The following is a 25234-nucleotide window of genomic DNA, read 5'->3' on the forward strand; positions in this document are numbered from 1 at the left end:
GAACCGCAGCAACTGTCACTGCTCCTTCTGGGTGCGGAGCTGTGGCGATCTCGCAGAATTTGAACCTGCTTCCGGCCGGCGTTTCTATGAGTTTCGCCAGATTCATTGATAATGACAATCATATTCAATAATTTGGACGCTTCGGGTAGACGGTTACAAGGAGGGTTCTGATGGCCGCGGTATGGATGGCGTCGCCGCCGGAGGTGCACTCAGCCTTGCTGACCAGCGGCCCGGGCCCGGGTCCGATATTGGCTGCCGCCGGCGCTTGGTCCTCGTTGAGCGTCGAATATTCCACGGTGGCAACAGAACTCGCCGTGATTCTGGGCGGGGTACAGGCGGGTGCGTGGCAAGGCCCGAGTGCCGAACGATACGTCGCCGCACATTTTCCCTACCTGGCGTGGTTGCGCCAGGCCGGCACCGACACAGCGGCGATCGCCGCCCGGCACGAAACCGCAGCCGCGGCGTACGCCAGCGCATTGGCGACGATGCCCACCCTGGCCGAACTGGCCGCCAATCATGCCCGGCAGGCAGTCCTGTTGTCCACCAACTTCTTTGGTATAAACACGATCCCGATCGCGGTGAACGAGGCCGACTACGTGCGGATGTGGATTCAGGCGGCAACCACGATGACCGTCTATCAAGGGGTGTCAGAAGCGGCGGTGGCATCCACCCCGTCGACGCCGATGGCGCCGCGGATCCTGCACGGCGAGGACGACCACGATCACGACGATCATGACGACCACGACCACGACCACGACCACGACCACGACCACGACCACGACCACGACCACGACCACGACGACGACCATGGGCATGGAGACTTGAGCCCACTCGACCCGCAGTGGTGGCTGGAAGTCGGCCAAGAGCAGATTGAGAACATCCACCTCCTGATCGACAATCTGCTCAACGATCCCGCTGCGCTGCTGACCAATCTGCCGATGGTATTGGCCGACATGGCTTTCCATGCGGCACAGCTGTTGCAGGTCGTTGTTCAATTGTCCCCGGCGCTGATCCAGCCGGCCCTGAGTGTCGTGATTGCCAACCTGGGGTGGGCGATCACCGGTCTGGCCGCAATTCAGCCGCCTGCATCCGGTGTCGCGGAGATTCCGGCCGGCACCGACTCCGGATCCTGGCCGGCGGCCGGGAGCTCATCGACGGTGTCGAGCAGCTCACCGGCTCCGACTGCGCCGACGGCTCCCGCGGCGCCTTCGGCCGGGGTGGCGGCGAACGCAACGGGCGCCGCCGGACCGGCGCCCTCGGCTGCCCCGGGCGGTGGACCAGGTTTCTTCCCGCCCTACTTGATCGGTGCGCCCGGCGTCGGCGTCCCTGCCGCGGCGCGGGCCAACGCCGCGGCCGCCGCCAAGAAGAAAGCCGCAGAACCCGATATCGCTGTGGCGGCGGCCGGCGAATCAGCCCGCGAGGCGCGGGCCCGCCGTCGTCGGCGCGCAGCGATCCGGGAGCGCGGACACGGCAACGAATACATGGACCTCCAAGCCGATCCGCCGGGGGATGCCGCTCCGGACATATCGCCGACGGCCTCGGACCGCGGTGCGGGGCCGGTGGGCTTTTCCGGCGTACTCGACAAGGCGGATGCGACGACGGCGGGATTGACGACGTTGGGCGGTGCCGGGTTTGATGCCGGCTCGGCAGTGCCGCTGTTGCCGTCGACCTGGGATCCAGACCACGAGGACTGAGCGGCAGATCCCCGCCTGAAAGCCTGGGATGGAGCTGACACCCATACTGCTGGCGGAGGTTACGACGGTCCGTCTTCGGCGGGGGAGATGTCGTCTTTGGCCAGGTGGTGCAGGACTCGTTCGTTGAGGGTGGCGAGCGTGTCGAGTTCAGCCGGGGTGAACAGGTCGATGAAGTTCCGGCGGACGTCCTCGACGTGCCTCGGTGCCGCCTTCTTGATGGCGGCGAGGCCGGCCGGCAGCAGGCGGACGACGGTGCTGCGGGCGTCGTCGGGATTGGGCTCACGGCTGACCAGCCCGTCCTTCTGCATGCGCCGCACCTGATGTGAGAGGCGGCTTTTCTCCCAGCCCAGTGCGTTGCACAGGGCGTGGGAGGGTAAGCGGTTTTCGTCGACCGCCGAGAGCGCCGCCAAGACCTCGTAGTCGGTCCCGGACAGGTCCGATTTCTGCAGACGTCGGCTGAGGTGGACCTCGATCTGTTGATGCGCGTGTATGAAGGCCCGCCAGGCGCGGTCCTCGCGGGAGTTCAGCCAGTTCGCTTCCATCGGCCTCCATGCTACCTCGATTGGTTGACGCGTCACCAATAATCGGCATATGGTTGATGTATCAACCTTTCCATTCGTCAGCCAAGACGGGACACCACATGAACAGCATCAGCATCGTCGGCCTGGGAAACATGGCCAGCGCACTGGCCGAGCGAGCACTCGCCGGCGGCAACGCAGTCGAGATCGTCGGTCGCGACCCGGTCAGAGCCAAGGAATTGGCCACCGCGCTCGGTGGCGCCACTTTCGGGACGCTGGGCACCACCCCGGTGGGGGACATCGTCATCCTCGCCGTGCCGTATGCCAACGCGGCGGCGGTGGTCAGTCAGTACGGGGAGGCATTACACGGCAAGGTCGTCGTCGATATCACCAACCCGGTCTCCCCGGATTTCATGGGATTCGTTACCCCCGAGGGTAGTTCCGGCGCGCAGGAGATCGCCAAGGCTGCCCCCAGCGGCGTGCATGTCGTCAAGGCGTTCAACACCCTGTTCGCCAATGTTCTGGCAGCGGGCTCAGGCGAGGGCCACCCATTGGACGTGTTCATCGCCGGCGACGACGCGCAGGTAAAGGCACGGGTGTCGGCGTTCATCGAGAGCCTGGGACTGCGCCCGATGGACGCCGGGCCGCTGCCGATGGCACGGGCACTGGAGAACGCGGGTCTGCTGCAGCTCGGCCTGATGACCCACACGGTCAACCACACCAACTTTGCCCTCGGCGTCAACATTCTCAGCTGAGTAAGCCCCCACCTACCTCCAAAAGGACAGTCACATGCACGTTTTCATCACTGGCGGGACCGGCCATTCCGGTTCATGCATCATCCCCGAGCTCATCGCTGCCGGGCACGAAGTGACCGGCCTGGCCCGCTCGGACGCCTCCGCAGCGGCCTTGTCCACCCTCGGCGCGAGTGTGCGTCGCGGCAGCCTCGAAGATCTCGACGGGCTCAAGGAGGCAGCCCGGGACTCCGACGGCGTCATCCACCTCGCGCACCGGCAGGACCTGCTTCCGTCCGGCGGAATGGACGCCGTGGCCGCCGCGGAACTGCCGATCATGCTTGCCTACGGCGAGGCGCTCGCGGGAACCGGAAAGCCACTGGTTGCGGCGGGCAGCATCGGCTCGCCGGGAAACCTGGGCCGGCCGGCCACCGAGGAAGACCCGGCCCTTCCCGGCGGGGAGGAGCACAAGGGGACGCTGCGGGCTCGTAACATCGTGGAAAGGACGGTAATTGGCCTCGCCGAGCAGGGAGTGCGGTCGTCGATCGTACGGCTTCCGCTCATCGCCCACGACATGACGGACCACGCTGGCTTCCTGCCGGGGCTGATCGGGCTCGCCAAGGAGAAGGGTTTCGCCGGCTACCCCGGAGATGGCATGAATGCGTGGAACGCCGTCCACATTCGCGATGTCGCCTCCCTGTTCCGCCTGGCGTTGGAGAAGGGTCCGGCGGGTAGATATTGGCACGCGGTTCAGGATGGGGCCATCCCATTCCGCGACATCGCCGAGGCCATCGGCAGCCGCCTGGGCCTGCCCGCCGTGAGTGTTCCCGTGGATGTCCTGATGCTGCCGGGATATTTCGGGATGTTCACGAATCTGGTCACGATGGACCTTCCGGTCTCCACTCTGATCACTCGCCAGACCCTCGGCTGGGAACCCATCCAGCCCAACCTTTTTGCTGATTTGGACAACGGCCATTACTTCTCCGGGCAGCTGACGGCCTAGGCGCACCAATCGAATTCACACTACGAAATTCACACTACGAGGAGTAGGCATGGCCATGTTCGCCCCGCACCGCGGCACCTTGGAGTCCTTCGTCGACTGCATCAACAGCGGCGCAGACAAAGACACCCTCACCCGTTTGCTCGCACGCTGCCGTCCGGCGTCGCGCTGCAAAGGAACCTTGCGGATGTAATCGGCATGCAGCCCTGGGAACTTCGTACAGATGGGGAGTGACATGGAAGGCGCATGGCGGATTAGCTCCCGCCTGTGCCGGACAGTGTCGCTGTCGCGGGGATGGCGTTGTCGATGAGGACGGCCGCGATGGCGGCGGCGGTGGCGGTGGCGTAGGTGTCGGCGTCGAGGACTCGGTTGCGGGCCGAGGCGCCGTCGAGGAGCAGTGCCAGTTGTTCGCCGAGCTGTTCGGGGTCGGCGGCGCCGGCCTCGCGCGCGGTCTCGGTGAGTCGTGCGGCAAAGGCCTGCTTGTAGTCGCGGGCGTGTACGCGTGCCGGGTGGTCCGAGTCGTGGAGTTCGACGGCCGCCGCGATGAACGGGCACAGCGGTCCCTGAATGTCGAAGACGGCGAGGAGCCGCTCACGGGGCGTGAGGTCGGTGCAGTCGAACACCTCGGGAAGGACCTCGGGATCGAATCTGCGTAGGTGTTCGGCGATCAGCTCGTCCTTGCTGGAAAAGTGTTGGTAGAACGTGCGTTTGGACACCTGCGCCTCGGCGCAGAGCTGGTCCAGGCCGGTGCTGTTGATGCCCTGATCGCGGAACAGTCGTCGTGAAGCGCCGAGGATGCGCTCGCGCGCGCCCCGGCCGCGGCGCAGGCCTTGCGGCCCCTTCTCCAACTCCGTCATATGTCCAGCGTAGCCCAGTTTGGTACGGATCGGTGTACATAGCTTGCGCATTGCCCGGTCACGGGCTACGTTAAGTACTCAGATCGGTGTGCTTAACATCGACATCAATGAATGAATGGAGCGATCATGGGAAAGCTCGATGGGAAGGTCGCGGTAATCACCGGCGCGACCAGTGGTCTGGCACTGGCAGGTGCCAAGTTGTTCGTTGACGAGGGAGCTCACGTTTTCATCTCGGGTCGACGGAAGGACGCGCTGGACGAAGCCGTCGAACTGATCGGGCGGAACGTCACCGGCGTACAGGGCGATTCAGCCGATCTCGACGATCTGGACCGCTTGTTCGACACCGTCAAGCAGGAAAAAGGCGCGATCGACGTGTTGTGGACAAGCGCCGGGATGGGCAAGCAGGGCAGGCTCGGCGAGATCACCGAGGAGGACTTCGATGCCACCTTCTCGCTGAACGCGCGCGGCACACTGTTCACGGTCCAGAAGGCACTGCCGTTGTTCAACGACGGTGGCTCGATCTTCATGACGGGGTCGAACGCGTCGCTCAAGGGCTACCCCGAGTGGAGTGTGTACGCGGCGAGCAAGGCAGTCCTCCTCGCTTACGCACGGGTGTGGGTATCCGAGTTGAAGGACAGGAACATCCGGGTCAACGTGCTGACCCCCGGCCAGGTCGCCACTCCCATCCAGGAGGAACTGTTCGACGAGGCGACGAAGGCGCAGTTCGAATCCCTGATCCCGCGGGGAAAGATGGGCCGCCCCGAGGAGATCGCGTCGGTCGCGTTGTTCCTCGCCTCGGACGACTCGAGCTATGTCAACGGCATGGAGTTGGTTGTCGACGGCGGCGTCGCGGCGATCTGAAGGAGCCAGCCATGACTACCTTCGCCCCGCACCGCAACACCGTGGAGTCCTTTGTCGACTGCATGCACGGCGGCGCAGACAAAGCCGCTCTTGCCGGAATCCTCGCCGAAGACGTGGTGCTGTACGGCCCGCTCGGCGATGAGCCGCTCACCGGCCGTGAGGCAGTCCTGGAAGCCATCCGGGCGGTCGGCACGGTGGCGACCGACCTCACCTACACAGAAGTCCTGAGCGGCGAAACGCACCACGCCGCGCACTTCCGGCTGCAGATCGAAGACACCGTGGTCAACGGGATGGACTACATCCGGCTCGATGCTGACGGCAAGATCGCCGAGGTGACCATCTGGTGGCGCCCATTGCCGTCCGGCGTCCAGATGCAGGGTCACCTTGCCGGTCTCCTCGGCATGCAGCCCTGGCAACTTCTCACGAACGGGCAGTAACGACGAAGGTCGTGCCCGCCGAGCGTACGGCCCGGTTCCATCGACCTCCACATTGCCGGATTGGTTGATGCACAGACCAATCCGCACATGGCGGAGCCGTCAACCCTTTATTCAAACCAAAACATGGGACACCTTATGAGCAACATCAGCATCATCGGCACCGGGAACATGGCCCGCGCGATCGGCGCGCTGGCCGTAGCGGGCGGCAACACCGTTGAGATCATCGGCCGCGATGAGTCCAAGGCTGCCGACCTGGCCAAAGCGCTCGGCGGCAGCGCCACGACAGGAGAGTTCGGCGCAGTCCCGGCCGGGGACATCGTCATCGTGGCCCTGAGGTACGCCGATGTAGTTCCGGTCGTCACTCGGTACGGAAACGCTTTGGCGGACAAAGTCATCGTCGATATCAGCAACCCCTTCAATGCCGCGGCCGACGGGCTCGCCATTGCCGATGACACCTCGATCGCACAGGAAGTCGCCAAGGCAGCTCCGGCCGGCGCCCGCGTGGTGAAGGCGTTCAACACCGTCTTCGGTCATGTTCTGGAGAAGGGCCGGACGCCGGATGTGTTCTTCGCCGGCGACGATGCGCAGGCCAAGGCACGCGTAGCGGAGTTCATCACGAGTCTCGAGCTGCGCCCGTTGGACGTCGGCGGCTTGAACATGGCGCACTGGCTGGAGGGAACGGGCCTGGTCCTCATGGGTCTCGCCCGTCATGGGGTGGGGAACTTCGACGTCGCCCTCGGCGCCACCGAATTTCCCGACTGAGCCGCACCCCTGGACTGAAGTAGTCGCAGGTCAACCCGGCGGCTGGTAATCCCAGCCGCCGCGGTGCCGGTTGAAACTCATGCGCAACAACGTTCCGGCGGGATGGTGTGTGGCCGCGTCGCACATGTCGGTGACGAGGTCCTCAGCGATGAGGTCCAGTTCAGCAGGTTCATTGACGACCCCGGCCCATGCGCTGGCCGCCAGATGCGTCCGGCAGGCCGTGATCAGGTCGTCTGGTGCGGCCGCGACCTCACGGACGACAGTCAGGGTCGAGTAGCCGTGCGATGTGATGCCCTGGTGGACGATGTCGCATCCGCACGTCACGTCATCGCAGACCAGTGGCGCGACGACGATCTCGCCATCGGTGGCAGACCAGCGGTCGGTCGTGGCCAGGGGGCGTGAGGGACGCTTGGCCACAAGCACTTTCATGTTTGCGACGGTAAGGCTCGGAAGCTCCGTGGGCAACGCCCGGTGCGGGGGAGTACGTCTATGACGGGCCGAAACCAGAAACGCCGCCTGCTTGCGCAGACGGCGTTCCCGATATCGGGGTGGCTGACGGGACTCGAACCCGCGACAGCCAGGATCACAACCTGGTGCTCTACCAACTGAACTACAGCCACCATCGCCGCGCTGCCTTTCGGCATATGCGGCTCGTAGATACTAACTGCTCGGGTGCTGTAGTGCCGAATCGGTTTCGGTCGGGTCGTTGCTCGGCGGGCCGAGCTCGGCGGCGATCGCAGCGATATCGCTGGTAGACGGGCCGGGCTGTGCGACGAACGCCGTCGAGCGGTAGTACTTGAGCTCGCGGATCGACTCGTGGATATCGGCCAGGGCGCGGTGTGCCAGACCCTTCTCCGGCTGGCCGAAGTAGATCCGCGGGTACCAGCGGCGGCACAGCTCCTTGATCGAGCTGACGTCGATCATCCGGTAGTGCAGGTAATCGTCGAGTTTGGGCATGTCGCGGGCGATGAAGCCGCGGTCGGTCGCGATCGAGTTGCCGGCCAGGGGAGCGGACTTGGCGGTCTTGACGTGTTCGCGGATGTAGTCGAGCACCATCTGTTCGGCGGTGGCCACATCGACGGTCGACGCCCGGACTTCTTCTGTCAACCCGGACCGGCTGTGCATCTGTTTGACCACGTCGACCATGGAGGACAGCGCGTCGTCGTCGGTGTGAATGACCACGTCCAGGCCGTCACCGAGGATGTTCAGGTCAGCGTCGGTGACCAGAACCGCGATCTCGATCAGCCGATCGGACTTGAGGTCCAGGCCGGTCATCTCGCAGTCGATCCATACCAGTTCGTCTCGCACGAAGATCCACATTATTCCCATACCGGTCGACGAGCCGCGACACCCACCGCTCGCGCCGCCTGACAAGTAGTGTCAGACCCCGATTGGCTCGTTCGCGCAAACTGGGAGGACCGCGGCAATGACCACCGAATCGACAGCCACCCCCGCGCAGCAGATCGCTGCCGGCTACGCAGTCGAAGGCCAGGCACTGGAATTGGGAACGGTCGTCGTAGACGGCGCTGTCGACCCGACCGCGCAGGTCCGTATCCCGTTGGCCACGGTCAACCGGCACGGGTTGATCGCGGGCGCCACCGGTACCGGCAAGACCAAGACGCTGCAAGTGATCGCCGAGCAGCTCTCGGCTGCCGGCGTTCCAGTGGTGATGGCCGATGTGAAGGGTGACCTGTCGGGGTTGTCGAAGCCCGGCGAGGCCAATGACAAGACCGAGCAGCGCGCCAAGGACACCGGTGACACCTGGACGCCGACGGCGTTCCCGGTGGAGTTCCTGTCACTGGGCACCGAGGGCATCGGTGTTCCGGTGCGGGCCACGATCACCAGCTTCGGCCCGATCTTGCTGTCGAAGGTGTTGGGTCTGAATGCAACCCAGGAGTCCACGCTCGGCCTGATCTTCCACTGGGCCGACCAGAAGGGCCTGCCCCTGCTGGATATCAAGGACCTGCGCTCGGTGATCCAGTTCCTCACCGGCGATGAGGGCAAGCCCGAACTCAAGGCGCTGGGCGCGGTGTCGACCACGACAGCGGGCGTCATCCTTCGCGCCTTGGTCAACCTTGAGGGCGAGGGCGCTGATTCGTTCTTCGGCGAACCGGAGCTGGAGCCCAAGGATCTGCTGCGCACCGACGCCGAGGGGCGCGGCATCATCAGCCTGCTGGAGTTGGGTTCGCAGGCCGCGCGGCCGGTGATGTTCTCGACGTTCCTGATGTGGGTGCTGGCTGATCTGTTCACGTCCCTGCCTGAGGTCGGCGACATCGACAAGCCCAAGTTGGTCTTCATCTTCGACGAGGCTCATCTGCTTTTCACCGATGCGTCCAAGGCGTTCCTGGAACAGGTCGAGCAGACCGTCAAACTGATCCGCTCGAAGGGCGTCGGCGTGTTCTTCTGCACGCAGCTGCCCACCGATGTGCCCAACGCGGTGCTGTCGCAGCTGGGTGCCCGGGTGCAGCATGCGTTGCGCGCGTTCACCCCGGACGACCAGAAGGCGCTGTCGAAGACGGTGCGCACCTACCCGAAGACCGATGTCTACGACCTGGAGAAGGCGTTGACGTCGTTGGGGATCGGCGAGGCTGTGGTCACGGTGCTCTCGGAGAAGGGCGCGCCGACGCCGGTGGCCTGGACGAGGATGCGGGCGCCGCGGTCGTTGATGGACACCATCGGGACCGACGCGATCACCGCGGTCGCCAAGGCCAGCCCGCTGCAGGCGACGTACGGCCAGACCATCGACGGGGATTCGGCCTATGAGCGGCTTGCCGCGAAACTGGCGCCGGCGCCGTCGCCCGAGGACCCAGGTGGTTTCGGCGGCGTCGAGGCCTCGGGTGAGATCGAGGCGATGCCCGCCCCGGCGCAACCGGCAGAACCGGGGATGCTTGAGCAGGTGCTCAAGAGCTCGGCGTTCAAGAGCGCGATGCGCTCGGCGGGCACCGTTCTCGGCCGTGAGATAACCCGCAGTATTTTCGGGACGGGCCGCCGCCGCTGAGCGGCGAATCAGGCTTGCGCCGCTGAGCGACTAGTCCACGAATCCGCCGAAACGGCATTCCGGCAGGGCGTTACTCGATGTTTCGCTGCTGGAATGCCGTTTCGCCGCAGAGGGCCGCAGAGGGCCGCAGATGGGTGCCGAGAAATTAGCCGCCGCCGAGCTTCTTGTAGACGGCGCCCACAATCGGGGTGACGATGGCCCGCGGCGCGTAGCCGCTGGCCATCGACATGGCCTTGGAGGTCACCCCGGGCACCACCCGCATCTTGTTCTTCTCCAGGCCGTCGAGCGACAGCTTGGCGGTGTATTCGGTTGAGATCCACAGGAAGTCGGGGATCAACCGCTCCACCAGGGATTGGTCGGACGTGTCGGGCAGGTCGGTGCGCACCGGTCCCGGCGCCAGCACAGTGACGTGCACGCCTGCGCCCTTGAGCTCGCCGCGCAGCGACTCGCTGAACGTGTTGGCGAACGCCTTGGACGCCGCGTACGTGGAGTTGTTGGGGATCGGTGAGTTGCCTGCCGCCGATCCGGAGGTCAGGATCCCGCCGGATCCGCGTTTGACCATCCCCGGCAGTACGGCCAACACCAGATCGTGCACGCCGAGAACGTTGAGCTGTACCTGTGCCTTCTCGCCGGCCGGATCGAGATCGATGACCGGACCGAACGTGGCGGTGCCCGCGTTGGCGCACAGGATCGAGATCTCGCGCTGGGCCAGTTCGTCGCACAGGACGCCTCTGGCGGTGGGGTCGGTGAGGTCGACGGCGCGCACCTCGACGGTTACGCCGTAGCGCTCGGTGAGGCGCTGGGCCAGTGACGTCAGCACGTCCTCGCGTCGCGCAGTGATGATCAGGTGGTGGCCGCGGGCAGCGAGTTCGGTGGCCAACGCTTCGCCGATGTTCTGTGAGGCGCCGGTCACGACGGCACGGGCATCCGGACTGGGTGCGGGTACTGGCATGCGGCCAATCCTAGAAGGCGCCCGAACCCATAAGGTGTCGGTCATGACTAACCCCCGGCGGGCGAGTGTGCTCGCGTGGGCACTGTGGGACTGCGGCGCGACTGGGCTGAACGCCATCGTCATCACGTTTGTGTTCTCGGTGTATCTGACGAAAGGCGTCGGATCGGACCTGCCCGGCGACACCTCGCCGGCCAGTTGGCTGGGCTGGGCCATGTTCGCCGTCGGTCTCGCGGTGGCTCTGCTGGCGCCCGCCGTCGGGATCTGGGTCGACGCGCCGCAGCGGCGGCGTCGGGTGCTGGCGGTGATGACGGGTGCCGCCGTGGCGTTCACCGCGGCGATGAGCCTGATCCGCGACGATCACCGTTACCTGCTGCCGGGGTTGATCCTGTTGGCCTGCACCGCGGCCTGCAACGAGCTGGCCACCGTGCCCTACAACGCCATGCTGCGACAGCTGTCCACCCCTGAGACGTCAGGGCGGATCTCCGGGCTCGGCCTGGCGATGGGCTACGGGGGCAGCGTCGTGCTGTTGCTGCTGGCCTACGTCGGATTCATGGCCGGTGACGGGGGGGTGCTGGGCATCCAGACCGAAGACGGGCAGAACGTGCGAGCGGTGATGCTGCTCACCGCGGTCTGGTTCGCGTTGTTCGCGCTGCCGATGTTCGTGATGGTGCCGCCGGTGACCGATGCGCCCCCTGTTGAGCGGGTCGGCTTCTTCGGCGCCTACCGCAAGTTGTGGTCCGAGATCCGCAGCGAGTGGCAACGGGACCACAACGTGGTCTACTACCTGCTGGCCAGCGCGGTGTTCCGCGATGGGCTGGCCGGGGTGTTCACCTTCGGCGCGGTGCTGGGGGTCAGCGTCTACGGCATCTCCGAGGCAGACGTGCTGTTGTTCGGTATGAGCGCCTGTGTGATCGCGGCGGTCGGTGCGGTGGTGGGGGGCATGCTCGATGACCGGGTCGGTTCCAAACCCGTCATCGTCGGATCGCTGGTCTCCCTGATCGCGGTGGGGCTGGCCTTGCTGGTGCTGTCAGGACCGGTGGCCTTCTGGGTGTGCGGCCTGTTGCTGTGTCTGTTCATCGGGCCGACGCTGGCCTCGTCCCGCAACCTGATGCTGCGGATCACCGCGGACGGCAAGGAAGGCGTGGCGTTCGGGCTCTACACCACCGTCGGACGCGCAGCGTCCCCCCTGGCGCCGTTGCTGTTCTCCATTTTCATCAATGTGTTCGGCGCCGACCGCGCCGGGATGGGCGGATTGGTGTTGGTGCTGGCGCTGGGATTGGCCGGCATGTTGGCCGTGCGGGTGCCCGCCCGGCATCCCGGTACCGCCGTCACAACGAGCTGACGGCGTCGCGCGTCGTCAGCTCAGGCCGTACCGACGCAGATGGTGATTCCCGAGCCGGTGCGATGTTGGGTCTGTACGCCGTTGACGGTCACGGTGCAGGCCACCTCGGGGCCGAAATTCACGACGCTCACGCTGGCGGTTTCCGTTGCCGGCTGAGCCAGTTCGACCTGCTTGCTCCACGGCAGCATGACGTTGAACTCGGTCTGGAGCATGTTGCCGGTGTCCAGGTAGGTGATGTTGATGGCCCGGCCCTCGCCGGTGACCTCGTAGGTGACGGATTCGGTGGGCCCAGGCGTGTTCTCACCGGGCGGCGCGGTGGTGGGCGGCGGCATCGGCCTCGGTGCGCGCGAGGTGGTGGTGGTGGGCTTCGGCGACGTGCTGAAGCTGGGCTGCGGCGTGATCGGTTGCGGCGCGACCACGGTCTCCTGGCTCGACCCGTTGGCGATCACCAACGCGATGACCAGGCCGAGGGCCACCAGCACCGCCACCGCGGCCAGGACCCACAGCCACAGCCGGGGCCCGTTGCCATCGGGTCCCGGCGGAATGGGTGCGCCCGGCGGATGGCCGGGTGCGCCTGCGTCGTACCCGTGGGGAGGGTAGGGCGGCAGCTGTTGGGTGGGATTCGGGGACGCCTGTGACGTCGAACCGGGCACGGCCGGGTACACGCCCTGATACGGCGGCTGGTTCGAGTACGCCGGATCCGGATAGTCCACGGGGTAGCCGCTACCGAAAGATTGGGTCGGTTCGGACCCGTCGCGGCGTGGTGAATCGGTCATGCCCACCTCATGGCTGCGAGGGTACCTGTGCGGATGCTCAGTCCGCTGCGGCCGAGGTCCCAGCGTTCGAGCGGGAGTGAGAGATGCTTCAGTGGACTGCGGAAGTGACGGGAGGACACGAGGTGGCCGCAGACCGGCATGTGCGGGTGAACTACGGGGCGTCGTTGTCACCGGATGCGACGGCCTTTGCCCACTTGGTCGACGATGGCGGCTATCCGCGCGCGGTGCAGCGCTTCCTGCGCGGATGGCGGGCCAGTTCCTCGCGCGACGTCGAGCTGCCCGTGGTGGGCCCAGTGACGAAGGTCATCCATTCCGCCGACGGCCATTGGCTGGCCTGCGAGGTGGCTCCCGAGGGCAGGACCCGCAGCCAGATCTGGGTGGTGACGACCGATCCCGACGACCGTGATGCGCGTCGGATCGACTATTGGCCGGGCGACGCGGAGGGCACCGCGGAACTGATCAGTTGGGACGGCACCCAGGTCGCGGCGATCCTCACCGGGGAGGACGGCGTCGGCAGCTCCTGTCTGATCGATCCGGCCACCGGGGAGACAGTTGTGCTCGACCGGCGCTCGGGCGGCCGGCTGGTGGACGCATGGGCGGGAGCCTCGCTCGTGCGGGTCGGCCCGCGGGGGTACCAGGAGCTCATCATGCTGTGGGGGCTCACCGAAATCGCGCTGCTGCCATCGGATCCCGGATCGGTCACCGATTTCGGGGTGATCCTCGACGATCACACCCCGCGCCGGCTCCGTAGCGGCTTCGAAGGCGAGACCACGCTGTACCACCCGGCCAGTACATACGGGCCCGGCAGCACCGAAGGCTTTGTGCGGGCATTGATCCGCAGTGACAACGGCGCGGCCCACGCCCGGCTCCTGGAGGTCACGGTCACCGCCGAGGGCGTGACCTATCACGTGGTCGCCGAGCGGGCCGGTTACGAGCTCGACGAGTTCGTGGTCAGTGACGATCTGTCCGCTGTCGCGTTGTTGTGGAACATCGACGGCCGCAGCGAGTTGCAGATCCTGGAGTATGCCGACGAGACGCTGTCCGTGCCGATTCCGCTGCCCGGCCCGGTCGCCGGCGAGCTGAGCATCAGCGCGGGCGGGTCCATGGTGGCGGTGACCGTGCAGGGGCCGTCACTGCCGCGCACCGTCGAACTCGTGGATCCGCGCTCGCTGGAGTGGGAGCGCATCGACCGGGAGCCGAGCCGCGGTCCGCTCACCTCGATGCCGACGCTGGAACGGATCACCGCGCGCGACGGTTTGGAGCTCACCGGGTGGCTGTACCGGCCGCCGGTCGAAGTGGTGGGCGCGGTGATGTTCCTGCACGGCGGGCCCGAGGGGCAGGCGCGGCCCGGATACAACGAGATCTTCCCGGCCCTGCTGGATGCGGGTTTCGCGGTGCTGACGCCGAATGTGCGTGGTTCGGGTGGATTCGGCCGGGCGTTCGTGCACGCCGACAACAAGGAGTTGCGGTTCGCCGCGATCGACGACGTCGCCGATTGTGCGAAGTATCTGGTCGACCGGGGCATTGCGCCGGCCGACCGGCTGGCTTGCACGGGCTGGTCGTACGGTGGCTACCTGACCCAGGCGGCGCTGGCTTTCCATCCGAAGCTGTTCGTGGCCGGCATCAGTATCTGCGGGATGAGCGACCTGAACAGCTTCTATCACACCACTGAGCCGTGGATCGCAGCGGCGTCCTATCCCGAATACGGTCATCCGGTGGCGGATCGTGATCTGCTGGAACAGCTTTCGCCGTTGCCGAAGGCAGATGCGGTGATCGCCCCGTTGCTGCTGGTGCACGGTGGAAACGACACCAACGTGCCGCCCGACGAATCGCGTCAGATGTACGAAGCGCTGGTGGCGCTCGGGCGCACCGTCGAACTGCTGATCTTCGACGATGACGGCCACGAGATCGTCAAACGGGAGAACCGCGCGGTGTTGGTCGATGCCGCGACCCGTTGGCTGTCCAAGGCGTTCGGTGCCTAGTCCGCGGTGAGCGCCGCCAGCGTCATCCGGCGCAGAAGAGCGCGTGAATGTGTTTTGGGGACAGCAGGTCTCACGCTGTAAGGCGTGGAGTTCAGCAGGCCGAATGCGGCGTGTGCCATCACGCGGGCGTCGTCTTCGGACAGATCGGGGTTGAGCTGGGTCAGGACCGCCACCCAGATCTCCACGTACTGCCGCTGAGAACGCCGCACCTGACGCCTGGCGGCGTCCGGCAGATGGGCCAGATCGCGGTCCTGGATGCGGATCAGGTCGGGTTCGCCGAAGACGAAGTCGAGGTGGAAGTCCACCAGGCCGTTCAGGGTGTCTGCGGGCGGGGCGTCCCGGGCGGCGACCTCCTGTGCGCCGGCGAGCAGGCGGGTACTGATCCCGACGAGCAGTTCGACCAGTAGCGCCTCCTTGTTGGGGAAGTGCCGATAGATGGCCGGTCCGGAGATCCCGACAGCCGAGCAGATGTCCTCCAGGCGCACGGCGAGGTAACCGCGTTCGGCCACAAGCCGTTCGGCGGCAGCGATCAGCTGGCTGCGGCGGTCGGACTTGGCCTGACTGCGACGGGTGACGGCGCTGTCGGACATGGCGTCTCCGGGGGTAGACAACTCAGTTAATGGAAACTAACCTACCATGAGTTAGTTGTCATTAACCGAAATGAGGGCTGCCTTGTCATCGCACCGCGACGACCATCTGGCGCTGGTTGGGCAGTTGCGCGCCAAGCTCGCCACCGCTGCCCTCGGCGGCCCCGAGCGGGCCCGTCAACGCCACGTCGACCGGGGTAAATTGCTGCCTCGCGACCGGGTCGACGGCCTGCTGGACCCGGGCAGTCCGTTCCTGGAGATCGCCGCACTGGCCGCCGACGGGATGTACGACGACGAATGTCCCGGCGCCGGGATGATCGCGGGCGTAGGTCGGGTCTCGGGCCGCGAATGTCTGATCATCGCCAACGACGCGACCGTCAAGGGCGGCACCTATTACCCGGTCACCGTCAAGAAGCATCTGCGCGCACAGGAGATCGCGTTGCAGAACAAGCTGCCGTGCATCTACCTCGTGGACTCCGGCGGGGCCTTCCTGCCGCGTCAGGACGAGGTGTTTCCCGACCGTGAGCACTTCGGCCGGATCTTCTACAACCAGGCCACGATGAGTGCGCAGGGGATTGCCCAGATCGCCGCGGTGCTCGGCTCGTGTACCGCCGGCGGGGCCTACGTTCCGGCGATGAGCGACGAGGCGGTCATCGTGCGCAACCAGGGCACGATCTTCCTGGGTGGCCCGCCGCTGGTGAAGGCTGCCACCGGTGAGGTCGTGACCGCCGAGGACCTCGGCGGCGGGGATCTGCATTCCAAGACCTCCGGCGTCACCGACCACCTGGCCCACGACGACCGTGACGCGCTGCGGATCGTGCGCAACATCGTCGCCACCCTGGGGCCGGCCGAAGCCCCGCCGTGGGCTGTGACGCCCACCGTGGACGCCGTCGCCGACCAGAGCGAGCTCTACGACGTGGTTCCGGTCGACGCCCGCGTCCCCTATGACGTGCACGAGGTGATCACCCGTATCGTCGACGGCGGCGAATTCAGCGAATTCAAGGCCGAGTACGGCACCACGCTGGTCACCGGGTTCGCCCGCATCCACGGCCACCCCGTCGGCATCGTCGCGAACAACGGTGTGCTGTTCGGCGAATCCGCGCTCAAGGGAGCACATTTCATCGAGCTGTGCGACAAACGCAAGACGCCGCTGTTGTTCCTGCAGAACATCGCCGGTTTCATGGTCGGCCGCGACTACGAGGCCTCGGGCATCGCCAAGCACGGCGCCAAAATGGTCACTGCGGTGGCCTGCGCCCGGGTGCCGAAGCTGACCGTGGTGATCGGCGGCTCCTATGGCGCGGGCAACTACTCGATGTGCGGTCGCGCGTATTCGCCGCGGTTCCTGTGGATGTGGCCCAACGCCCGCATCTCGGTGATGGGCGGCGAGCAGGCCGCCTCGGTGCTGGCCACCGTGCGCGGCGAGATGAGCGCCGAGGAGGAAGAACAGTTCAAGGCGCCGATCCGCGCCCAGTACGAGCACCAGGGCAACCCGTACTATTCGACCGCCCGGCTCTGGGATGACGGCGTGATCGATCCGGCGGATACCAGAACCGTGCTCGGACTTGCTCTTTCGGTTGTCGGCCAGGCTCCGCTGGAGCCGGTCTCCTACGGCGTATTCCGGATGTGATGATGAGCTCAACGATGTTCGATACAGTCCTCGTCGCCAACCGTGGCGAGATCGCGGTACGGGTCATCCGCACCCTGCGCGCCATGGGCATCCGGTCGGTCGCGATCTTCAGCGATGCCGACGCCGGCGCGCGTCATGTCGCAGAGGCGGACGTGGCGGTCCGTATCGGACCCGCCGCGGCCCGGCAGAGCTACCTCGATATCGGCGCAGTGGTCGCAGCCGCACAGCGCACCGGAGCGCAGGCCGTGCACCCGGGGTACGGATTCCTTTCCGAGAACGCAGAATTCGCCGCCGCGCTACAGGCCGCAGACATCGTGTTCATCGGCCCGCCGGCTACGGCAATCGCCACGATGGGCGACAAGATCGCGGCCAAGGCCGCGGTGTCGGCGTTCGGTGTCCCTGTCGTACCCGGCATCTCGCGTCCGGGTCTGACCGACGAGGACCTGATCGCGGGGGCGCCCGAGGTGGGTTTCCCGGTACTGGTCAAGCCGTCTGCGGGCGGCGGGGGGAAGGGCATGCGGGTGGTCGAGCAGGCCACTGATCTGCCTGCCGCACTGATGAGTGCGCGCCGCGAGGCCGCCTCCGCCTTCGGCGACGACACCCTGTTCCTGGAACGATTTGTGTTGCGGCCCCGCCATATCGAGGTGCAGGTGCTCGCCGACGGACATGGCAATGTGATCCACCTGGGCGAGCGGGAATGCAGCCTGCAGCGCCGGCACCAGAAGGTCATCGAGGAGGCGCCCTCGCCGCTGTTGGACCCGGCCACCCGGGCCCGCATCGGAGCGGCCGCGTGCGATACCGCGCGTAGTGTCGATTACACGGGTGCCGGCACGGTGGAGTTCATCGTGTCCGCCGATGCGCCCGACGAGTTCTTCTTCATGGAGATGAACACCCGGCTTCAGGTGGAACACCCGGTCACCGAGATGGTGACCGGTGTCGACCTGGTGGAACAACAGGTCCGCATCGCGGCCGGGGAGAAGCTCGCGATCGGCCAGGACGACATCGTCATGACCGGGCATGCGGTGGAGGCTCGGGTCTATGCCGAAGATCCCTCCAACGGCTTCCTGCCTACGGGCGGGCCCGTGCTCGGACTGCGTGAGCCCAATGGACCAGGTGTTCGGGTGGATTCCGGTCTGACTACGGGCACGGTCGTCGGCAGCGACTACGACCCGATGTTGTCGAAGGTCATCGCCCACGGCGCCGACCGCGCGGCGGCGCTGCACAAGCTGGACCGGGCGCTGGCCGATACCGCGGTACTGGGCCTGACCACCAATACCGAGTTCCTGCGCTTCCTGCTGGCCGATCCCGATGTGGCCGCGGGACGGCTCGATACCGGCCTGTTGGACCGTCGGGCCCCGGATTTCACACCCCAGGCAATCGACGATGCGGAGTTGATCGCGGCGGCGGCCTACCAGTGGATCAGCAACTGGACGGAGGCTGGCGACGACCTCTGGGCCCGTCCGACGGGATGGCGGGTGGGGGAGCGTGCCCCGGCGGCCTTCCGGCTCCGGGCCGGCGACCGCACCGATCACGTCTACCTCACCGGCACTCCCGACCAGGCCACCGCGGCGGTGGAGAACGGTGAAACCCACACCGTCAGCGCGTCTTTCGTCGCGGATCGGTTCATCCTCACGCTCGACGGAATGCGTGCCGAGTACCTGGTCGCCACCCAGCTGAGCGGTGGGACCGGCCAACTCTGGCTCTCCGGTGCCGGGCGCAGTTACGTCGTCGAGGAGGTACGAGAGGCTCCGGTGCGGCCCGACGACGAGCACAGCGGCGACGCCGAACTGGTCAGCCCCATGCCGGGATCGATTGTCGCCGTGGGTGTTGCGAGCGGCGCCGAGGTGGCTGCCGGAACCATGGTGGTCACCGTGGAGGCGATGAAGATGGAGCATGCCCTGACGGCACCCACCGCGGGTGTGGCCGAACTACTTGTCGCCGTCGGCGACCAGGTCAAGGTGGGCCAGCCGTTGGCCCGGATTACCGCTGCAACACAGGAGAACGAGCAATGACGGACTTTCTGTCCACCGGCACTCTGCCGGATCACTACGCGGAACTGGCCAAGACCGTCCGCGACTTCGCGCAGAGCGTCGTCGCTCCGGTGGCCGCCAAACACGACGAAGAACACTCGTTCCCGTACGAGGTCGTCTCCGGCATGGCCGACATGGGATTGTTCGGCCTGCCGTTTCCCGAAGAATACGGCGGCATGGGCGGCGACTACTTCGCGCTGTGCCTGGCCCTGGAGGAACTCGGCAAGGTCGACCAGAGCGTGGCCATCACCCTGGAGGCCGGGGTTTCGCTGGGCGCCATGCCGATCTACCGCTTCGGAAACGACGCCCAGAAGCAGGAGTGGCTGCCGCTGCTGGCCAGCGGCAAGGCCCTCGGTGCCTTCGGGCTGACCGAGGCGGGCGGTGGCAGCGACGCCGGCGCCACCAAGACCACCGCGAAAATTGATGGGTCGAGCTGGATAATCAACGGCTCCAAGCAGTTCATCACCAACTCCGGCACCGACATCACCAAGCTCGTCACCGTCACCGCGGTCACCGGGGAGGCGGGCGGCAAGAAGGAGATCTCGTCGATCCTGGTGCCGGTTCCCACCGAGGGATTCACCGCCGAACCCGCCTACAACAAGGTCGGCTGGAATGCGTCGGACACCCACCCACTGAGCTTCGACGATGTGCGCGTACCCGCCGAGAACCTGCTCGGTGAGCGGGGACGCGGCTACGCCAACTTCCTGCGCATCCTCGACGAGGGCCGCATCGCCATCGCGGCGCTGTCGGTCGGTGTCGCGCAGGGCTGCGTGGACGAATGTGTCAAGTACGCCAAGGAGCGTCAGGCCTTCGGTGCGGCCATCGGCACCTATCAGGCCATCGCCTTCAAGATCGCCCGCATGGAGGCCCGCGCCCACACGGCCCGCGCCGCCTACTACGACGCGGCCGCGCTGATGCTGTCCGGCAAGCCCTTCAAGAAAGCCGCCTCGGTGGCCAAGCTGGTCTCCAGCGAGGCCGCGATGGACAACGCCCGCGATGCCACCCAGATCTTCGGCGGCTACGGATTCATGAACGAATACCCGGTGGCCCGTCACTACCGCGACAGCAAGATTCTCGAAATCGGCGAGGGGACAACGGAAGTGCAGCTGATGCTGATCGCGCGGGAGGCGGGCCTGTGAGAGGATCAGAACAGTCGGAGAAAGTTGTTGTGCAACGGGGGCTCTGGTTCGAGGAGTTCGAGATCGGGGTGCGCTACCTGCACCGCCCCGGCCGCACCATCACCGAGGCCGACAACGTGCTGTTCACCACGCTGACCATGAACACCCAGGCGCTGCACCTGGATGCGGCGTTCGCCGATGCTTTGCCGCCGTTCAACGCCCGCCTGGTCAACTCGATGTTCACCCTGTCGACGCTCGTCGGTCTGTCGGTGGCGCAGCTGACCCAGGGCACCATCGTCGGTAACCTCGGATTCTCCGACATCGCCTTCCCCAAACCGCTTTTCCACGGTGACACGCTGTACGCCGAAACCGAGATCACCGAGAAGCGGGCGTCGAAGAGCCGGCCGGGTGAGGGCATCGTGACGTTCGCCCACACCGGCCGCAATCAGCACGGCGACATCGTGGCGACGGCCTCGCGCAAGACGATGGTGCGGATGCGCCCGGAGGGGGAAGCCTGATGGCTTTACAGACAACCGGCCCGGGCTGGCTGTTCTGCCCGGCCGACCGCCCCGAGCGGTTCGAAAAGGCCGCGGCGGCAGCCGATGTGGTGATCCTCGACCTCGAGGACGGGTGCGCGGCCAAGGACCGTCCCGCGGCACGGCAGGCCCTGATCGACACCCCGCTCGATCCGGCCCGCACCGTGGTGCGGGTCAACCCGACCGACAGCGCAGATCATGAGCTGGACCTGAAGGCGGTCGCGGCCACCGACTACACCACCGTGATGCTGGCGAAGACCGAACATGCCGACCAGGTACGCGCGCTGGCGCCCCTGGCTGTCGTGGTGCTGATCGAAACGCCGCTGGCCGCACTGAACGTGGTGGAGCTGGCGCAGCCGGCTAACGCCTTCGCGGTGATGTGGGGAGCCGAGGATCTGTTCGCCGTCACCGGTGGCACCGCCAACCGCTGGCCCGACGGCACCTATCGCGACGTCGCTCAGCATGTGCGGTCACAGACCCTGCTGGCGGCCAAGGCCTACGGGAAGCTCGCGCTGGATTCGGTGTATCTCGACATCAAGGATCTCGACGGGTTGCGGGCGGAGTCCGACGACGCTGTCGCCGTCGGTTTCGACGCCAAAGTGGCGATCCACCCGACGCAGGTCGCGGTCATCCGGTCGGCCTATGCGCCGACCGATGAGCAGATCGCCTGGGCGCGCGCGGTGCTCGATCGGGTGGCAGGTGAACGTGGCGTATTCCAGCACGACGGCCTGATGGTCGACGCTCCGGTGCTGCGCCGTGCCGAACGGATCGTCGCCCTGGCTCCACGGGGCTGACCTGGTCCGCGGGCCGGCCGCATCCGACACGCCTCCATTCCGTTATCTGTGATGGCGGTAGCTGCCGCCGGTTCGGGCGCATAATGGCGATATGCCCCAGTGCTGCGACGGGCCGAGCGGATCGTCCGGCTAGCGCCATACCCAGGCACCTAGCCGGAGGCCTCTCACCAGGGGTTTTGCACGTACCGCCGCTGCCCTGAGCACCTCGTGGAATGGCGGCGCAACATGCCGTCACCAGAGAAGGAGGCGGTATGGCTGAGTCATTTGCAGGGCCGGCCCCGGCACATCTCAGTGTCGATCTCGAGCCGGTGTGCTTGGTGGACGCCGACGGGTCACCCACCACAGAGACTCGCTACAGCCGCGATCTGCCTCAGGAGACTCTGGCTTGGCTGTACGAGTCCATGGTGGTCACCCGTGATCTGGACACGGAGTTCATCAACCTGCAACGCCAGGGTGAGCTGGCGTTGTACGCGTCGTGTCGCGGCCAGGAGGCCGCGCAGATCGGGGCGACGGCCTGTCTGCGCAAGACCGACTGGCTGTTCCCGCAGTACCGGGAGATCGGCGCTTTCCTGCTGCGCGGGATCACCCCGGGTCAGATGGGTGCGGTGTGGCGGGGCAAATGGCACGGGGGCGTGGAGTTCGTCAGCCGTTGCGTCGCCCCGATCGCGATTCCGATCGGCACCCACGGGCTGCACGCGGTCGGCGCGGCGATGGCCGCCCAACGCCTCGGTGAGGATTCGGTGACCGTCGCCTTTCTCGGTGACGGCGCAACCAGCGAGGGCGACGCGCACGAAGCGCTCAATCTGGCATCGGTGTTCCACACGCCATGCGTGTTCTTCGTGCAGAACAATCAGTGGGCGATCTCCGTGCCGGTGAGCCGGCAACAGGCCGGCCCGTCGATCGCACATCGGGCGATCGGGTACGGCATGCCGGGGATCCGCGTCGACGGCAACGATGTGCTGGCCTGCTTTGCCGTGATGGCCGAGGCGGCCGAACGGGCGCGCCGCGGCGGCGGTCCCACGCTCATCGAGGCGGTCACCTACCGGATGGGTCCGCACACCACGTCCGACGATCCCACCCGCTATCGGTCGGCGAGCGAGCTCGACGACTGGCTGGCCCGCGATCCGATCGCGCGTTACCGCACCTACCTGCAGACTGTCGGCGTGCTCGACGACCGCCTGGACCAACGTGTGGCGGCGCGGTCACACCGGCTGTGCACCGAGCTCCGCGACACCATCGTCGGTGCCGCCGACGCCGATCCGGCCGAGCTGTTCGACTCCGTTTATGCCGAGATCACCCCGGATTTGGCACGCCAACGCGATCAGTTGTTGGCCGAACTGGCGAAGGAGGCGTGAGACCCATGACTCAGATCATCGATCGTCCTGCCGCTCAGGGTGATTCACCGGAACCGTGGGAGCCTGCCCTGACTCCGCTCAAGATGCCCCCGTCGGCGGGGTCCATGCCGGTGGCCGCCGAACTGACGATGGCCGCCGCGATCAACCGGGCGCTGCGCGACGCCATGGCGGCCGATGAGCATGTGCTGGTGTTCGGCGAGGACGTCGCCACCCTCGGCGGAGTCTTCCGGGTCACCGAGGGACTGGCCGAAACGTTCGGTCCCGACCGGTGCTTCGACACTCCACTGGCCGAATCGGCGATCATCGGTGCCTCCATCGGCCTGGCCATCCGCGGTTTCATCCCGGTGCCGGAGATGCAGTTCGACGGATTCAGCTACCCGGCCTTTGACCAGATCGCCAGCCACCTGGCGAAGTACCACATGCGCACCCACGGCGACGTGAACATGCCGGTGACGGTGCGAATTCCGTCGTTCGGCGGCATCGGTGCAGTTGAGCATCACTCAGAGTCCACCGAGTCGTACTGGCTGCACACCGCCGGCCTCAAGGTGGTCGTGCCGTCCACCCCGTCGGATGCCTACTGGCTGCTGCGGTACGCGATCAGCAGCCCGGATCCGGTGATCTTCCTGGAGCCCAAGCGGCGCTACTGGTCCCGCGAACTCGTCGACACCAGCGCGCCGGCGCCGCCGATCGGCCGGGCCGCTGTGCGGCGCAACGGAGCCGATGTCACGGTGATCACATATGGCGGGCTGGTGGGCACCGCGCTCAACGCCGCGGACCTGGCAGCCGAGCGGGGCTGGAGCCTCGAGGTGGTGGATCTGCGCTCGCTCAACCCGCTCGACTTCGATACCGTCGCGGCCTCGGTGCAGCGCACCGGGCGTGCCGTGGTGATGCACGAGGGGCCTCGGACCTTGGGCTTCGGGTCCGAGCTCGCCGCCCGGATCTCCGAGCAGTGTTTCTACGACCTTGAGGCACCCGTGTTGCGCGCCACCGGGTTTGACACGCCGTACCCGCCGGCCCGGCTGGAGAAGGCGTGGCTGCCCGGCGTCGACCGGTTGCTTGACTGCGTCGAGCGTGCGCTGGAACAGCCGTGAACCGGGAGTTCCTGGTCCCTGATCTCGGCGAGGGGCTGCAGGACGCCACCATCACCAGTTGGAGTGTCGCGGTGGGCGATACGGTCGAGCTCAATCAGACGTTGTGCACCGTCGAGACCAACAAGGCCGAGGTGGAGATCCCCAGCCCGTTCGCCGGGCAGGTGCTCGAACTCGGCGGTGCAGCGGGGGATACCTTGACCGTCGGCTCGCTGCTGGTCCGGATCGAGGCCGGTGAGTCGGCCGCCGTACCCACCGATACCGCGAAAAATGGTGCGACACCACGCAAATCGGTACTGGTCGGGTACGGCGCCGACGACAGCATGGATGCCAGCAGACGCACACCGGCGCCGGGTAGCTCCCGGGCCCGTGCCAAACCACCGGTGCGCAAGCTGGCGGCCGACCTGCACGTGGACCTCGACGCGCTCCCCCCTGGGTCCGGGCCCGAGGGCATCGTCACCCGCGACGACGTCTTGGCCGCCGCGGGCAGTTCGGAGATTCTGGACGTCGGTGGGGTGCAGGCCGCCATGGCGCGGCGGATGTCTCTGTCACACAAGGAAATTCCCGATGCCCACGCCCGTGTAGACGTCGACTGCACCGCATTGTTGGAGCTGCGCGACCGAATCCGGATCGTCGATGCGGAGTTGCCCGTCACGCCGTTCGTCCTGACATTGCGGCTGCTGGTGCTGGCGCTGAGACGGCATCAGCTACTGAACTCCACGTGGCTGGAGACCACGGAAGGCGCTCAGATTCACCGGCATCCGGCCGTGCATCTGGGCTTCGGGGTGGCTGCACCGCGCGGCCTGCTGGTCCCTGTGGTCCGCGACGCGCAAGCGATGACGACCCGGCAGTTGGCCGGCACGGTGGCCGGCCTGGTGGAGCAGGCCAGAGCGGGCACGCTCAGCCCGGCCGAGCTGAGTGGATCGACATTCACCGTGTCGAACTTCGGCGCTCTCGGGCTGGACGACGGTGTGCCGGTGATCAACTATCCGGAGGCGGCGATTCTGGGCATGGGCTCGATCAAACCGCGCCCGGTCGTGGTGGACGGCGCGGTGGTGGCCCGCCCGACCATGTCGTTGACCTGTGTCTTCGACCACCGCGTCGTCGACGGTGCTCAGGCCGCCGCGTTCCTGGGCGACCTGCGCGCGCTGCTCGAAGCGCCCGAGCTGGCCGTGATCGACCTCTGAGG

At 66.5% G+C, this 25234-nt stretch carries 24 protein-coding genes and 1 tRNA gene; 17 read left to right on the top strand and 8 right to left on the bottom strand.

The window, feature by feature from the left end; all coding sequences use genetic code 11:
- Positions 1-170: 170 nt before the first annotated feature.
- Complete coding sequence (locus ACZYZF_RS27985; RefSeq protein WP_463837414.1) at positions 171-1694, top strand: PPE domain-containing protein; 1524 nt, start codon at positions 171-173, stop codon at positions 1692-1694.
- A 59-nt stretch (positions 1695-1753) separates the two neighbouring features.
- Here the strand turns inward: ACZYZF_RS27985 and ACZYZF_RS27990 are convergent, their stop codons facing one another.
- The gene (locus tag ACZYZF_RS27990; protein ID WP_463747294.1) at positions 1754-2236 is read right to left on the bottom strand and encodes a MarR family winged helix-turn-helix transcriptional regulator; all 483 of its coding nucleotides are present in this window, start codon (positions 2234-2236) and stop codon (positions 1754-1756) included.
- 98 nt (positions 2237-2334) lie between these two features.
- Here ACZYZF_RS27990 and ACZYZF_RS27995 point away from each other — a divergent pair, with 98 nt between their 5' ends.
- The gene (locus ACZYZF_RS27995) at positions 2335-2967 is read left to right on the top strand and encodes an NADPH-dependent F420 reductase (protein ID WP_463747293.1); all 633 of its coding nucleotides are present in this window, start codon (positions 2335-2337) and stop codon (positions 2965-2967) included.
- 34 nt (positions 2968-3001) lie between these two features.
- A complete protein-coding gene (locus ACZYZF_RS28000; RefSeq protein WP_463747292.1) occupies positions 3002-3946 on the top strand; it encodes an SDR family oxidoreductase in 945 nt (314 codons plus the stop codon).
- Between the two features lie 251 nt (positions 3947-4197).
- Here the strand turns inward: ACZYZF_RS28000 and ACZYZF_RS28005 are convergent, their stop codons facing one another.
- Positions 4198-4800 carry a TetR/AcrR family transcriptional regulator gene (locus ACZYZF_RS28005; RefSeq protein WP_463747291.1) on the bottom strand — a complete coding sequence of 201 codons (603 nt, stop codon included), beginning with the start codon at positions 4798-4800 and terminating at the stop codon, positions 4198-4200.
- 126 nt (positions 4801-4926) lie between these two features.
- Here ACZYZF_RS28005 and ACZYZF_RS28010 point away from each other — a divergent pair, with 126 nt between their 5' ends.
- The 3 genes from ACZYZF_RS28010 (at position 4927) to ACZYZF_RS28020 (ending at position 6860) form a co-directional block, all read left to right on the top strand.
- Complete coding sequence (locus ACZYZF_RS28010) at positions 4927-5661, top strand: SDR family NAD(P)-dependent oxidoreductase (protein ID WP_463747290.1); 735 nt, start codon at positions 4927-4929, stop codon at positions 5659-5661.
- Between the two features lie 11 nt (positions 5662-5672).
- Complete coding sequence (locus ACZYZF_RS28015) at positions 5673-6098, top strand: nuclear transport factor 2 family protein (protein ID WP_463837415.1); 426 nt, start codon at positions 5673-5675, stop codon at positions 6096-6098.
- Between the two features lie 135 nt (positions 6099-6233).
- Complete coding sequence (locus ACZYZF_RS28020) at positions 6234-6860, top strand: NADPH-dependent F420 reductase (protein ID WP_463837416.1); 627 nt, start codon at positions 6234-6236, stop codon at positions 6858-6860.
- A 30-nt stretch (positions 6861-6890) separates the two neighbouring features.
- Here ACZYZF_RS28020 and ACZYZF_RS28025 read toward each other — a convergent pair whose 3' ends face one another.
- The 3 genes from ACZYZF_RS28025 to orn form a co-directional block, all read right to left on the bottom strand.
- On the bottom strand, positions 6891-7289 hold the full coding sequence (locus tag ACZYZF_RS28025; protein ID WP_463837417.1) for a DUF7715 family protein: 399 nt from the start codon (positions 7287-7289) through the stop codon (positions 6891-6893).
- 118 nt (positions 7290-7407) lie between these two features.
- Positions 7408-7480, bottom strand: a tRNA-His gene (locus ACZYZF_RS28030).
- Positions 7481-7520: 40 nt separating this feature from the next.
- Entirely contained in the window at positions 7521-8168 is a 648-nt protein-coding gene (gene orn / locus ACZYZF_RS28035; RefSeq protein WP_463837418.1) for an oligoribonuclease, read from the bottom strand.
- 118 nt (positions 8169-8286) lie between these two features.
- Between orn and ACZYZF_RS28040 the strand changes: the two genes are divergently transcribed.
- Complete coding sequence (locus ACZYZF_RS28040) at positions 8287-9858, top strand: helicase HerA-like domain-containing protein (RefSeq protein ID WP_463747285.1); 1572 nt, start codon at positions 8287-8289, stop codon at positions 9856-9858.
- A 145-nt stretch (positions 9859-10003) separates the two neighbouring features.
- Here ACZYZF_RS28040 and cmrA read toward each other — a convergent pair whose 3' ends face one another.
- Complete coding sequence (gene cmrA / locus ACZYZF_RS28045; protein ID WP_454791102.1) at positions 10004-10810, bottom strand: mycolate reductase; 807 nt, start codon at positions 10808-10810, stop codon at positions 10004-10006.
- A 43-nt stretch (positions 10811-10853) separates the two neighbouring features.
- Here cmrA and ACZYZF_RS28050 point away from each other — a divergent pair, with 43 nt between their 5' ends.
- Positions 10854-12152, top strand: coding sequence for an MFS transporter (locus tag ACZYZF_RS28050; protein WP_463747284.1), 1299 nt, complete (start codon positions 10854-10856; stop codon positions 12150-12152).
- Positions 12153-12172: 20 nt separating this feature from the next.
- Here the strand turns inward: ACZYZF_RS28050 and ACZYZF_RS28055 are convergent, their stop codons facing one another.
- The gene (locus ACZYZF_RS28055) at positions 12173-12928 is read right to left on the bottom strand and encodes an MmpS family transport accessory protein (RefSeq protein WP_463837419.1); all 756 of its coding nucleotides are present in this window, start codon (positions 12926-12928) and stop codon (positions 12173-12175) included.
- 104 nt (positions 12929-13032) lie between these two features.
- Between ACZYZF_RS28055 and ACZYZF_RS28060 the strand changes: the two genes are divergently transcribed.
- Positions 13033-14910: an alpha/beta hydrolase family protein gene (locus ACZYZF_RS28060; RefSeq protein WP_463747282.1), complete on the top strand. Its 1878-nt coding sequence runs from the start codon at positions 13033-13035 to the stop codon at positions 14908-14910.
- On the opposite strand, the gene ACZYZF_RS28065 is transcribed toward ACZYZF_RS28060, so the two are convergent.
- Positions 14907-15500, bottom strand: coding sequence for an SACE_7040 family transcriptional regulator (locus tag ACZYZF_RS28065; RefSeq protein WP_463747281.1), 594 nt, complete (start codon positions 15498-15500; stop codon positions 14907-14909). The genes ACZYZF_RS28060 and ACZYZF_RS28065 overlap by 4 nt on opposite strands.
- Before the next feature lie 70 nt (positions 15501-15570).
- Between ACZYZF_RS28065 and ACZYZF_RS28070 the strand changes: the two genes are divergently transcribed.
- From ACZYZF_RS28070 to ACZYZF_RS28105, 8 genes are all read left to right on the top strand, one after another.
- A complete protein-coding gene (locus ACZYZF_RS28070) occupies positions 15571-17124 on the top strand; it encodes a carboxyl transferase domain-containing protein (RefSeq protein ID WP_463747498.1) in 1554 nt (517 codons plus the stop codon).
- A gap of 14 nt (positions 17125-17138) precedes the next feature.
- Positions 17139-19136, top strand: a complete 1998-nt coding sequence (locus ACZYZF_RS28075) for an acetyl/propionyl/methylcrotonyl-CoA carboxylase subunit alpha (RefSeq protein ID WP_463837420.1) — start codon at positions 17139-17141, stop codon at positions 19134-19136.
- Complete coding sequence (locus tag ACZYZF_RS28080) at positions 19133-20293, top strand: acyl-CoA dehydrogenase family protein (protein WP_463837421.1); 1161 nt, start codon at positions 19133-19135, stop codon at positions 20291-20293. Before ACZYZF_RS28075 ends, ACZYZF_RS28080 begins: the two co-directional genes overlap by 4 nt.
- Positions 20290-20790, top strand: a complete 501-nt coding sequence (locus ACZYZF_RS28085; protein WP_463837423.1) for a MaoC family dehydratase — start codon at positions 20290-20292, stop codon at positions 20788-20790. The genes ACZYZF_RS28080 and ACZYZF_RS28085 overlap by 4 nt, the downstream gene beginning before the upstream one ends.
- Positions 20790-21602: an HpcH/HpaI aldolase/citrate lyase family protein gene (locus ACZYZF_RS28090; protein ID WP_463747277.1), complete on the top strand. Its 813-nt coding sequence runs from the start codon at positions 20790-20792 to the stop codon at positions 21600-21602. The genes ACZYZF_RS28085 and ACZYZF_RS28090 overlap by 1 nt, the downstream gene beginning before the upstream one ends.
- 251 nt (positions 21603-21853) lie before the next feature.
- Positions 21854-22957 (top strand): pyruvate dehydrogenase (acetyl-transferring) E1 component subunit alpha, encoded by a 1104-nt coding sequence (gene pdhA, locus ACZYZF_RS28095; protein WP_463747276.1) that lies wholly within the window; start codon positions 21854-21856, stop codon positions 22955-22957.
- Positions 22958-23040: 83 nt separating this feature from the next.
- The gene (locus ACZYZF_RS28100) at positions 23041-24048 is read left to right on the top strand and encodes an alpha-ketoacid dehydrogenase subunit beta (RefSeq protein WP_463837462.1); all 1008 of its coding nucleotides are present in this window, start codon (positions 23041-23043) and stop codon (positions 24046-24048) included.
- Positions 24045-25232 carry a dihydrolipoamide acetyltransferase family protein gene (locus ACZYZF_RS28105; RefSeq protein ID WP_463837424.1) on the top strand — a complete coding sequence of 396 codons (1188 nt, stop codon included), beginning with the start codon at positions 24045-24047 and terminating at the stop codon, positions 25230-25232. The genes ACZYZF_RS28100 and ACZYZF_RS28105 overlap by 4 nt, the downstream gene beginning before the upstream one ends.
- Positions 25233-25234 lie beyond the last annotated feature (2 nt).

Source organism: Mycobacterium sp. IDUB_24 (assembly GCF_055419385.1).